Below are 12056 nucleotides of genomic sequence, written 5' to 3'. Positions count from 1 at the left end.
GGCTCAAGGCGAACACCAATGTTTTGCGGGATCCTTTATAACTAAAGGGCTTGCGGAACTCGCCTCAATAGATTTTTCTTTGAAGACTTGTTTCCATTTTTCAGTATCGTTTGCATTTTCGCCACCGATAAGAGCCAAGGACTCTTTAGCTTCAAACGATATTCGTAGTCTTTCAGATTTACTCCAGTTGTTACAGACATCATTATTGGAATTCGCGGGATCTTCCAGTCGCATGTCCGAGATATCATCTCGAAGAGACTCCAGAACCTTCTTAAAAGAGCTCTCAAGATTATCTTTTGTTCTTGAACCTTTAAGAAATTCAACCACTAACAGTTCTAAAATAAAAGTCTTCAACTGCACAAGATTCCTAATCTTCCAAAGCTTGACCAGCTTAATGAGCTCTGAGCAACCACTTTTTCTTACGTGTTCAATATGAACATCCAGATTTGTTTGAATCCAGTCCTTTTCACCTTGAGATATGTATAAGAACGCATCTTCCTCTTTTTCATCAATAAATCTGCCTGGAACAACATCAATATGAGAGTAGATTGCGTTTTTATTGTTATCCAGGCGTAGAATGCGCAATGCCGATGTTTTACGCTCTATAACATACTTTGCTTGTAGCACGCCTTCTACATCCTCATATATCTCCTTGATATCTCGTCCACAATCTCTAGGGAAATAACAGACTAGGTCGAGATCGTAACTCTCCTTAATCATTGTACCCTTGGCTTTTGAGCCGGCCTCCCAAATCTTTGGTTCGTTTCCGAATTTGGTGGTTAGAACTGCTTTAATTTCATCGCGGTTTTGCGCAATGGCATCCAGTTCTCCGCCTGAGAGTTTTTGGGAGTCTAATAACTCCTGTAGAAACTCATTGACAGACATGTTAATGCCTCCTCAATTAATTGTTAGCGTATATTTAAATCCACCTTTTTCCTTATTATTGTCATAAACGAATAATGGTGGATCAATCTTGGGTAAAAGTTCCCTACCGCATACAACCGCTATTGGTGCGGGCACAGCCGGGAAGAGGTGAACTTCACAGTTTGAGCCATGCCTGGTGCGGATTTCTGTCAGCAGGTCTCTATAAGTTCTCTGAAACTGCAAGAGCTGTGCCTTTGATTTCAAGAAACTCGTTGACGGTTTCTTGATTGTCACTTCATACAGGGGAATGTTTTTGTGCAACAAATCCTTAACCTCGGACAGGTGAACCTTTCCACTTAAAGATAACATTAGAGCAATTTTTTTACTTCTTGAATTGATTTGTCGTCTTTTCACTATGTACTTAAATTTGCTACTCTGATTATTTGTTTTCCATTTCCAGTCTTCGGTATGTCGATGATGTTGATAAATATCAGCAGATATTGTATTGCCAACTGACCTGCCCAATTGTACTAGCAGTGGTATTGGACCTAAAGCGAAGATAGAAAGATGATTTGGTCTATTTCCAGAGTCTAAATTCAGTTTTACCTTCCCCATGATCTCCTGTTGTAAAGTCATCCAGTAGTTCTTACTACCATCACCGCTAAAACCAGTAAAGTCTAGATCGATAGGTTTCCCGTCACTAGGGAATTTAGGCTCTATTGCTTCACACGCCTCATCAAAGGCAATATGGACTTTACGGTCACCGATATTTGCCTTAAAAATCAAGACAGTTGTAACCATATCTTTTTGCTTAGAAGTCTGAATTCCTATTCGCTTTTCATGCTGTTCTTTGTAGCTCTTTAAAAGCTCAGCAGGGTATTTATCAACGTACTTTTTAGAATCTATCAATTTATGATGCTTTAAGCAAACAAGCATAAGATTCGAAAATTCTTTTTCCAGTTTCTTTGATTGTATCTTATCACCTCTTGGACCGCTCGGGGAGTAGGAAATTATATGAGCGATATGTGAAAAATTAGCTTCTTTCCAAGTAAGGTCGTCTCTCCAAAGCGGTTTATTACACCCTAAGAATTCACAGCGTCCAGCAGTTACTGCCCAGAGTTTCAAGACCGTTTCTGACGGTATATTCGGCCTTCCATATTTGTTCTTCTCGCGTTTAGTAGACATTTTCTTCTCTTCTTACTTGAGACAGTCCATTACCCATCAGGTATTTTGTCATGAAAACGAAGGAATCGTCTTCACTAGGTTCTTTACAATCTCTCGTGAGACCTTTCCCATTCTTCCAGACCCGCTCTTACATGCAGCTCCTCGAACGCAAATAACATCAACACCTGTTTCCCATAACCTTGGCATTTCCTTTACTGTTATAGATCCAGCTATCCAAGCTTCCAAGCCACAAGAATGACAATTTTTGACAAATTTTCTGATCTCTTTGAGTGTTAATAAATTAACCAGTCTATTCTTACCTGATTTTATGAAAGTATCAATTAGAATGCCATCTGCCCTTATCATTTTCCCTAAATTGTGACCCTCTTTAACAGGATCAAAAATCTTTCTTAAATTTTTATCCGCAAAGAATGCCGGGATTACCTTCTTCCGAGGAAACCAGTGTTTCACAGTTCTTACTACGTTTTCTCCCAAATATTGTGCATCCTTATTTATGTACTTTGCTAACCCGACCTTTACAAAATCTGCTCCTGCCAAGGCTACACCTAAAGCTGCTTGGCAAGCTGTGCTTCGCACCAATTGTTCTTCGCCTATATTTGTTGCAACCTTCACTTTTTTAGGTAAGGCCTCACGCACTGCCCTTATGTTAAGCGGGTATGGTGTTCCAAGGGCAGAGGCAGGATATTCAACATCAATTATATCTGCACCGCCTTTATATGCTTCCAACGCCTCGGTCTTACCGCGGACACTAACTAATAATAGCTGTTTCATATTGTCTTTAGTACATCTATTTTATCTTATTTTGCCCTAAAAGTCAACTAAATTTCTTCTGCAAGAGCGCGCCGATAGCGGGGAAACTTCGCCCCTACGTTTGCAGACGCATGCGATGCGTTTCTACTTTGAATTCTGCGACAGGTAAAGATTCTCCTCACCCAATAAATGGTTCAGCTTTTCCAAAACCTCTCTGGAAAGCTGGATTTTATCTTTGGCTTTTACTTTTATCTCCTCAAATTCAGTCAGGTAATGAACAATTACCTGTGATTCCCCCGGATGAAAGCTCAAAATCTCTTTGAGCTTATTGGAAAACCCCTCCTGCATATCAATGGAGAAAACCTTAAGATGCAAAACCGGGTTCAACTCGTGATAAATTTTGCTCAAAAGATAAATCTCCGAGGCAATCAGCTTGGGCTTTTCCTGCTCTTTGGTCGAAGCCCTGCCATAAATCAAAACCATCGCATCGGTTTTCAGAATCTTCTTGTTCTTCTCAAAACAGTCTGAGAATATGACAACCTCGATTGTGCCCAGGAAATCCTCTAAGGTGACAAAAGCCATCTGCTTCCCTTTTTTGTCGATATTCAGCTTTAAATTGGTAACCAGCCCGCCCAAGGAGACCATCTGCCCGTCTTTTACCCCTTCCAAACTCTGGGTAGTCTGGTTGGCAAAAGATTTTAGCTCTAATTCAAACCTGGAAAGCGGATGCCCGGAAACGTAAAATCCCAACACTTCTTTTTCTTTAGAAAGAATCTCCGCAATATGCCATTTAGGCACCTCAGCAAGCTTCGGCTCCATCTCAGATTTACCATCAACGGTATTCTGGCCGAAAAGGGAAGTCTGACCGTTGGCTTTCTCTTTCTGAAAAGTTTCTCCATAACTTAAAGCGTTGTCAACTGAAGCCATAAGCTGTGCCCGGTGTCCTTCCAAGGAATCAAAAGCTCCTGCTTGAACAAAGCTCTCCAAAGCTCTTTTGTTCAATTTCCTGGCATCCACCTTCTGGCAGAAATCGAAAATCGATATGAATTTTCCATGCCTTTCCCTGGCAGAGATCATGACCTGTATGACCGACTCACCTACGTTTTTAATCGCTCCCAAACCAAACCTTATCTTCTTCCCTTCTACTTTGAAATTCCCGCTGCTTTCATTTACATCCGGAGGCAAAAATCCGGTCTTCATCCTTTTGCATTCATCCATAAGCACGACGATGCGGTCAGTATCCCCTATTTCTGAGGAAAGTGTGGCTGACATAAATTCCAGAGGATAATGAGCTTTTAAATAAGCAGTTTGGTAAGCCAGATAGGCATACCCCACGCTGTGGGCTTTATTGAAACCATACCTGCCGAAAGTGGCTATGAAATCGAAGATCTTATCTGATATTTTCTCATTTATCCCTTTGGACTTTGCCCCGGAAACGAATTCATCCCTCTGCTCAGCCATCACCTCTGCCTGCTTTTTGCCCATAGCCTTGCGAAGGATGTCTGCTTTGCCCAGAGTATACCCTGCAAGATCGCTGGCAATCCTCAAGACCTGTTCCTGGTAGACAATTACACCATAAGTCTCCTTCAGGATCGGCTCCAGAAGCGGATGTTCATAGGCTATCTTTTTTCTACCTCTTTTACAATCGATATAATCATCGATCACGTAGCTATCTAAAGGTCCCGGACGGTACAAGGCATTCATCGCAGTCAGGTCCTCCAAGGATTCAGGTTTTAGCTTGCGCAGATAATCCCTCATCCCGGAGCTTTCAAACTGGAAGATGCCTACAGTCTCCCCTTTGGAGAATAGCTCAAACACCTTCTCGTCCCGAAGATCAATCGAATTTATATCTAAGTCTTTTTTCTTCTCCTCCTTTAATAATCTGAGAGTATCATCAATCACCGTAAGCGTACGCAGACCCAGAAAATCCATCTTCAAAAGCCCGATCTTCTCGATCCCCTTCATATCATATTGGGTGGTTATTTCGTTTTTGTTACTCTTATATAGGGGCACAAAATCAGTCAATTTAGACGGAGCGATAACCACACCTGCCGCATGAGTGGACGCATGTCTGGTCAGCCCCTCTAAGGTTTTTGAATAAGAAAGTAACTTCTCTGTTTGAGGATTTTCTGTGGCTATTTTTTTTAATTCCGGCTCTAACTCCATCCCTCTTTCTAAAGTCATATCCGGCTCCATAGGAATCATCTTGGCAATCTTGTCCACCTCTGAATAGGGCATCCCCAAGACCCTGCCCACGTCACGGACAACTGCCCTGGCAGCCATCGTTCCAAAGGTGATTATCTGGGAAACGTTTTCCTCACCATATTTATTCACCACGTATTTGATGATCTTATCCCTTCCCCGATCAGAGAAATCTATGTCGATATCCGGCAGTGAGATCCTTTCCGGATTCAGAAATCTCTCAAACAGAAGACCATATTTCATCGGGTCGATGTTGGTTATCCCCAGGCAATAGGAAACTAAACTTCCAGCAGCAGAACCTCTTCCCGGTCCAACCGGAATATTATTGTTCTTGGCATAATCAATGAAATCCTTGACGATGAGGAAATATCCGGCAAACCCCATTTGCTCTATAACCTTCAGCTCTTTTTCCAGTCTCTGTTTCAACTCCTCAGTCTGGTGAGTATACCTCTGTTCAAACCCTTTCTTAACCAGGGACTCCAGATATGAGCTTAAATTCTCATATCCTTCTGGCAGGGGATAATGAGGCAAATAGGTTTTGCCAAACTCCAGCTCTAAATTACACTCCTCAGCGATTTTTAAAGTGTTTTCCAGAGCTTGAGGAACCTCGCTGAAAAGCTCCTTCATCTCCTCCGGAGACTTCACGTAAAGCTGGTCTGTGCCGAACCTCATCCTGTCAGCATCCTCCGTCTTTTTCACGGTCTGGATACAGAGGAGTGCATCATGGGCTAAATAATCTTCTCTTTTGAGATAATGACAATCATTAGTGCAAACCAGGGGAATTTTTGTCTCTGAGGAAAGCTGAATCAATAAATTTTTAGCTTTCTTCTCCTCCTCCAATCCATGATCTTGCAGCTCAATGTAAAAATTACCTTCTCCAAAAATTCCATAATATTCTAAAGCCACTTCTTTTGCTTTCTTGTAATTATCGTTGAGCAAAAGGTAAGGTATCTCCCCTTTTAAACAACTGGAAAGCCCGATCAGCCCCTGGTTGTGTTTTCTTAAAACCTCTTTATCGATCCTGGGCTTATGATAAAACCCCTCCAGATATCCGATGGTTGAAAGCTGAATCAGGTTTTTATACCCGGCCAGATTTTTTGCCAGAAGTATCAAATGATAACCTGCATCCGGTACCCCGCGCTGGGGCTCCTTTTTCTCCCTGCTTTCAGGAGCAACGTAAACTTCAGAGCCGATTATAGGTTTTATTCCGCAGTCTAAAGCTTTATTATAAAACTCTATTGCCCCGAACATATTGCCGTGGTCGGTAATAGCCAAGGCAGGCAATCGAAATTCTTTCGCCAGGGCAAGAAGCTCAATTATCTTACAAGCACCATCCAAGAGGCTATACTGGGTATGGTTATGCAGATGAACAAAATCAGAATGCTTCATAATTATTCTATCCTATTACCCTCTCCTTTTCAAGCCGATAAAAGCTTTACGGCTCGTAGAGGAGAGGATTACCGTCGGGTCAGGGGACCCGACGGACACAGAGTCGCGTAGCCGAGCCTTTAAGGCTCGGTGGAGGTCTAAAGCCTCTGCCACATTTCGACTTACGGGGCGAGGTAACCTCGCCCCTACAAAATCTCGACTTCTTTTATCTATTTTATGTAATAACCGAAAAAAAGCAACAGAAAAGATAAGATAATTTTTATACGAACTGTAGGGGCGGACCTGTAGTTCGACAAGCTCACTACCCTGAGTCAGGCCGAAGAGGGCGTGCCCGCCCTTGTTATTTAAGTAGGAGCAGCCCTTGTGGCTGCCCACGTTAGAGTTAGGACAGGGACCCCCTACGGGGATTTCGCTTTGCTCAACAAGCCCTGTTACTACATAACTTCAGCCTTGCGAAAAGCAAAAAGAAGCAACCCTTAAAGACCAGAATGTATCTAGAGAGTTGCCTTACGAAAAACTGTCCAAGGAGGTATCCGCCGCAATAAGACCACCCGAATGTAAAAAACCTTGACAAAAGCATTATTGAGCTTATTTTCCCGACAAGTAATTGAGGACTTTTAAATTATGGCTATTTTTATTACGGGCGGGACCGGTTTTATCGGGAGAAAGTTGATAGAAAGACTATCTCAAGGAGATGAAGCTCTGCATCTCTTAGTCCGTTCTCAGAGCAGCATTTCGGGTCTGAGGAAAAATGAGAAGATTCACTTTTTCTATGGTGACGTCACTGATGAAAATTCGGTCTTAGAAGGGATGAAAGGGTGTGATAAAGTTTACCATCTGGCTGCCTATGCCAGAAACTGGAGCTTTGATGAAAACCAGTATTATAAAGTCAATGTCACCGGAGCAATAAACGTCTTTGAAGCATCGTTAAGGAATAAAGTGCAGAAAGTGGTCTTCACCTCCTCCTGCGTTACCTTAGGTCCCAGCTCTGATGGTATCGTCACCGAAAAAGACTGGAGGAAAAGAAACCACTTTTACACCGAGTACGAGAAGAGCAAATACTCGGCTGAACTGGAAGCCTTAAAATTCGTTGATAAAGGATTAAACCTGGTGATGGTAAACCCGACCAGAGTGTATGGTCCTGGGCTTTTGACCGAAGCCAATTCAGTTACCAGAATTGCCCAGCAGTATGTAGAGGGAAAGTTTCCGGTGATCTTAAATCATGGCAAGGAGATAGCCAATTATGCCTTTGTTGAGGACGTGGTCTCGGGTCAAATCCTGGCAATGGAAAAGGGGAAAAACGGGGAAAGGTATCTTCTGGGAGGCGAGAATATATCTTTAAAAAATCTCTTCGCTCTGCTGAATGAGATAACAGAAACTAAACACCTGCAAATAAGTATCCCCCCTAAAATAGCCAGGTTTGTTGCCTGGATAGAAGAGAAAAAAGCGGATATCTTCAAGAAGTATCCGATGATCAGCCGGGATTGGGTGGATACTTTTTTGCAGAACTGGATATATTCTTCTGAAAAAGCGGAAAAAGAACTGGGGTATAAATATCTTCCCCTGAAACAAGGATTAAAGATAACCTGTGACTGGATTCTAAATCAGAAAACAGTCTCTAACAAAAATCCCCGCAGACTCTTACCTCAGGCGAAACAGAGTATACAATGAATAAACACAATCTTGGAAAAGTTGAGCTGAAGCCGAGTATAATCCTTTTATCTGCTTCTATTATTCTGGTCATTTTCAAATACTATGGCTACCCTCAATCATTCGTTTCTATTTTCCACACTGCCTGTGGAGTAGATTTCAAGAATTGCTTCCCGGCCCATATATATTTTTTCCTCTGCTCGGTTTTGCTTCTGATACTGGTTCCCTTCATCCTGATAAAATTTGTTTTGAAAGAAAAGGTCTCAGATTATGGTCTTAAAAAGGGTGATTCCAAATTCGGGATGACCTCTTTTCTGATTTTATTTCCTTTGATTGCACTGGTTATGATTCTCCCCTCTTCCGGGATGCCTCAATTCAAGGCAGAGTATCCTCTTTTTGCCCTGGCCGGAAAAGCTTTTTCATTGGTTTTGCTGTATGAGTTGATGTATGGGCTTTACTATATAAGCTGGGAGTTCTTTTTCCGGGGATACCTTCTTTTCGGGCTGAAAGATATCTTCGGAGAGTGGAATGCCATTCTGATTCAGACCTTGCCATCCGTATTAATGCATATCGGAAAACCGGACGGGGAGATTTTAGCCTCCATCGCAGCCGGGATACTGTTCGGGAAGTTAGCCCTGAGGGGAAAATCTATCTATTATGTTTTCCTGCTGCACTGGTTTATCGGAATGGCCATGGATCTTTTTATCCTCTATTTATAAATGAGAAAAACCTTTGAATCCTTGAGACCAGTTGACCTGCTCCTAACGGTTTATGTGGCAAGTCTGACTCTAATTTTGCTCATTTTTGGCAAGGGCAACTTCTCTTTTTCCTCTCTTATCTATTTAAATTTCATTTTCATTTTGGGCTTGATTGCCTTTTCGTTCTTGAGAGAAAAACTAAGCCGCGGTATTTTGCATTTTTGCCTGGCAATTTTCCCCCTAATAGCCTCTATTTACCTTTACAAGGAATCAGGACGCATGGTTCACATCTTCTATCCGGGCTGGTATGATAATTTGATTATCAATTTTGAAGTGAATCTATTCGGTGTTCTGCCAAATTTCTGGCTGGAGAGATTCTTTTCACTAGTTGCTACCGAAATCCTGATGTTTGCTTACTTCATTTATCTGCCCATGATACCATTTCTGTGTATTTATTTTTACTTCAAAGTTGACCCTCAGGCGCTGGACCAATTCCTTTTGCCCTTGATTTTTGCTTATTCTATTTGTTTCCTGGGGTTTTTTATTTTCCCTGCGGCCAGCCCTCGGTTTGTTCTGGATGGCGGAAGAGAACTGCAGGGATTCATTTTCAGGAAGATCATGCTTTATATCGAGGGAAACGGCCAGTTTCAGGGCGGTTCCTTCCCCTCTGCCCACTGCGCAGCCGGAACAGTGATGATATTATTGTCCTATCGTTTTGACAAAAAGCTATTCGCTTTTGTCTGCCCGATAATTATGCTTTTTTTCTTAGCCACGGTCTACGGAAGGTATCATTATTTTTCTGACGTCATAGCTGGGATTTTGATTGGGGTGGCAAGCGTATATTTATCCAGCAGGTTGTCAAAGAGGAGAACCATGTAGGGGCACGGCGCGCCGTGCCCCTACAAAAAATTCTATCTGGAATGAAAACACAATTGGACGATAAATTTTTTCTCAAGCCTCTCTTAACAATTCCTTCAGCCTTCCCTTATCTTTGATGACAATTTCTTTTGAGCTGGAGCCTAAGATCCCTTCTTTTTTGAACCGGCTCATCACCCGGATTGCAGTTTCAACAGTCGTTCCCACAGAATCAGCCAGATCCTGCCGGGTAAGTTTCAGATTGATCTTTATCCCGCCCGGAAACGGCGTGCCGTGTTTTTCTGAAAGTCCCAACAGAAGCGCAGCCAGCCTTTTCTCCACCTTTCCGGAGATAAGCCCGATCATCATCTCATGGGCTTGCATCAGCTTTCTCCCCAGGAAACCTATGACTCCCTGGGCTAAACCTTCCTGGGTTTTGAGCAGGGAAAGTAAATCCCTCTTTGAAAGAGAGTAGACTCTTGACTTTTCCTCAGCTCTGGCTGAGGCATATTGGATGTCGGAAAAAATCGTTCCCCCGCCGCAGATTTCACCCGGGGTCACGACTTCTAACACAATCTCTTTACCGCCTGCGGAATGCTTCAGAACCTTTACCTTTCCGGATTTGATCACATAGAGGTAAGAAGCAGGCTCACCCTCCCAGAATAGGTATTCACCTTTTTTAAATTCCTTTTCGGAAAATTTCTGACTGATTTCCAGAAGCTCGTTTTCAGACAAGTCTGAAAAAAAAAGGAATCCTTCTGACTATTTCTAATTTTTTGAGCATTTAAGATGACCTAACTTCTTATTATATTACGACATATTTTACGATAATTTAACCCAGCCTCAGGTGATGTCAAGCCAAAAAAAGAGGGCGAGGTGACATCGCCTCCACAGAGAAATTAAAAGAGACATTTAAAAGGTATTCCCAGGTTGCCCTCAACCTGGGGACATTATTTTTCCAAAAAAGACCAATCATAAAAAAATCCCCGCCGGGGGTTTACCCAGCGAGGATGGGGGAAGAAGCAACAACAGGAGTTAAAAATTATTGTCGTTTTTGACAGCAATAAAAATAAACCATCAAAATATAAAAACTATGACCGTCGTCATAAAAATCAAAGATTATTTTAGCCTTTGTTTCCTGTCGTAGGGGCACGGCGTGCCGCGCTCTTGTCATCATACCAGTAGCCCCCACCTTGAGGGCAAGGTGGGTTACCGGTTATCTGTTTTGAGACGCGTCAATTGAAGAGCAAGAAAATTATAGCTACGTAGGTAGGGGCAGACCTGCGTGTCTGCCCTAATCCTTGTATAAACAAATGTAGGGGCAATTCATGTCAGTTGGATCCATCTGGAAATTGCCACTACAGACCTTTGGTAGGTCAGATATTCATGTCTGACAGTGTAGAACAGACAAGAATGTCTGTTCTACCGCTCATCAGGGGGTTCTATGTGGCGTCCCGCTTTATGTGGGACGAGAAAATATAAACGTCCGGGATAAACCCGGACGCTACGAACTACGAACAGGCAACCCTGAAGGGTTACCCTAAAAGAAATTTTCTTACCTAGACGGGTACCACCCCCAAACTCGTTTGGGGGTGCAACACATAGAAACTACCACCACACCTGCTTTCCATCCTCGATCGTAAAAATCCGCTCTTCTTCTTTATTGGAATCTTTTGGCACAAGCCAGTAAAGACATCCTGATGGGACTTTTTCGAAAATCAGAGGCTTGTCGCCGGCAACTGAGCTTCCCAGCTTTTGCCAGCCGTCTTTCCAGTAGAAAAGCTCGTATTCTTTCCCTGGAGTAAAAAAAGTTTTAGCAACTCCATCAGTTGAAGCTTCTTGTTTCCTGGCAGTAGTGGAGGTTAGAGTTAATGATATGGTTTTCTTCTCATCGCTCTGAATCTCCTGGACACTGCAATCAGAGCGAAGAATAAAAGGCTCGCCGTAAGGCGCGATCTTACCATTCAGATAAAGCGCTGGAACGTAAGCAATCTCTTTGCCCATGTCGGTGAAAACTGTTATACCATTTTTAATCCTTCCCCAGTGAATAAGCTGCCACTCGCCATCGTTGAAAACGCATAGGTATGCAATATCAACTGAATCCGGAATTTCCTTTTTAAAGTTGACCGTTACGTCACAAACCTCTTCGTAATCTTTGGTGACGTCCTTATAACTTTTACCCGCAAGCCAGCCTGGCATTTCCTTTTGCTTGTTTTCCTGAAAGGCAAGATTATCTTTTTGCTTATCAAAAGTCTTGCGATAGACTTTGGCAAGCTTATTCGCCAGACGATATTCTCCCGGATTTGCCTCAGCCCCCATAAAAGGAATGGCTTTGCCATCCGGAGTAACTATTGCATTCCACGCATGGTTATTCCCGGCATTTGCCCAGAAAGGAGTATAGTCGGAAGTAACAGCCAGACCATTCGCTCTCATAGCATAGATAGTGACATTGGTCATATCCTC

At 42.7% G+C, this 12056-nt stretch carries 9 protein-coding genes; 3 read left to right on the top strand and 6 right to left on the bottom strand.

The features are described 5' to 3' along the window. Positions 1-3: 3 nt before the first annotated feature. The 4 genes from MUP17_00690 to MUP17_00675 form a co-directional block, all read right to left on the bottom strand. Positions 4-885, bottom strand: coding sequence for a hypothetical protein (locus tag MUP17_00690; protein MCJ7457497.1), 882 nt, complete (start codon positions 883-885; stop codon positions 4-6). Between the two features lie 12 nt (positions 886-897). Continuing rightward, positions 898-2049: an SAVED domain-containing protein gene (locus tag MUP17_00685; GenBank protein ID MCJ7457496.1), complete on the bottom strand. Its 1152-nt coding sequence runs from the start codon at positions 2047-2049 to the stop codon at positions 898-900. 48 nt (positions 2050-2097) lie between these two features. Next, on the bottom strand, positions 2098-2820 hold the full coding sequence (locus tag MUP17_00680; GenBank protein MCJ7457495.1) for a (5-formylfuran-3-yl)methyl phosphate synthase: 723 nt from the start codon (positions 2818-2820) through the stop codon (positions 2098-2100). Between the two features lie 123 nt (positions 2821-2943). Then, complete coding sequence (locus MUP17_00675) at positions 2944-6390, bottom strand: DNA polymerase III subunit alpha (GenBank protein ID MCJ7457494.1); 3447 nt, start codon at positions 6388-6390, stop codon at positions 2944-2946. Between the two features lie 624 nt (positions 6391-7014). Here MUP17_00675 and MUP17_00670 point away from each other — a divergent pair. From MUP17_00670 to MUP17_00660, 3 genes are read left to right on the top strand one after another with little or no spacing between them, the layout of a single operon-like run. Continuing rightward, the gene (locus MUP17_00670; GenBank protein ID MCJ7457493.1) at positions 7015-8061 is read left to right on the top strand and encodes an NAD-dependent epimerase/dehydratase family protein; all 1047 of its coding nucleotides are present in this window, start codon (positions 7015-7017) and stop codon (positions 8059-8061) included. Further along, positions 8058-8759 carry a CPBP family intramembrane metalloprotease gene (locus tag MUP17_00665; GenBank protein MCJ7457492.1) on the top strand — a complete coding sequence of 234 codons (702 nt, stop codon included), beginning with the start codon at positions 8058-8060 and terminating at the stop codon, positions 8757-8759. The genes MUP17_00670 and MUP17_00665 overlap by 4 nt, the downstream gene beginning before the upstream one ends. Continuing rightward, positions 8760-9617 (top strand): phosphatase PAP2 family protein, encoded by an 858-nt coding sequence (locus MUP17_00660; GenBank protein MCJ7457491.1) that lies wholly within the window; start codon positions 8760-8762, stop codon positions 9615-9617. 72 nt (positions 9618-9689) lie between these two features. On the opposite strand, the gene MUP17_00655 is transcribed toward MUP17_00660, so the two are convergent. Together MUP17_00655 and MUP17_00650 are read right to left on the bottom strand one after the other, a co-directional pair. After that, positions 9690-10328 carry a Crp/Fnr family transcriptional regulator gene (locus MUP17_00655; GenBank protein ID MCJ7457490.1) on the bottom strand — a complete coding sequence of 213 codons (639 nt, stop codon included), beginning with the start codon at positions 10326-10328 and terminating at the stop codon, positions 9690-9692. 873 nt (positions 10329-11201) lie between these two features. Beyond that, positions 11202-12056, bottom strand: an 855-nt coding sequence (locus MUP17_00650) for a hypothetical protein (protein MCJ7457489.1), incomplete at its 5' end; no start/stop codon positions are given.

Source organism: Candidatus Zixiibacteriota bacterium, from assembly GCA_022865345.1.
Taxonomy (GTDB): domain Bacteria; phylum Zixibacteria; class MSB-5A5; order MSB-5A5; family RBG-16-43-9; genus RBG-16-43-9.
The sequence above is the reverse complement of the archived record's forward strand: the minus strand, read 5'-3'. Positions and strand labels throughout refer to the sequence as shown.

Bases quoted from the DNA above. Each gene is read 5' to 3' on its own strand.
- MUP17_00690 (MCJ7457497.1), bottom strand. From the start codon at position 885: ATGTCTGTCAATGAGTTTCTACAGGAGTTATTAGACTCCCAAAAACTC.
- MUP17_00685 (MCJ7457496.1), bottom strand. From the start codon at position 2,049: ATGTCTACTAAACGCGAGAAGAACAAATATGGAAGGCCGAATATACCG.
- MUP17_00680 (MCJ7457495.1), bottom strand. From the start codon at position 2,820: ATGAAACAGCTATTATTAGTTAGTGTCCGCGGTAAGACCGAGGCGTTG.
- MUP17_00675 (MCJ7457494.1), bottom strand. From the start codon at position 6,390: ATGAAGCATTCTGATTTTGTTCATCTGCATAACCATACCCAGTATAGC.
- MUP17_00670 (MCJ7457493.1), top strand. From the start codon at position 7,015: ATGGCTATTTTTATTACGGGCGGGACCGGTTTTATCGGGAGAAAGTTG.
- MUP17_00665 (MCJ7457492.1), top strand. From the start codon at position 8,058: ATGAATAAACACAATCTTGGAAAAGTTGAGCTGAAGCCGAGTATAATC.
- MUP17_00660 (MCJ7457491.1), top strand. From the start codon at position 8,760: ATGAGAAAAACCTTTGAATCCTTGAGACCAGTTGACCTGCTCCTAACG.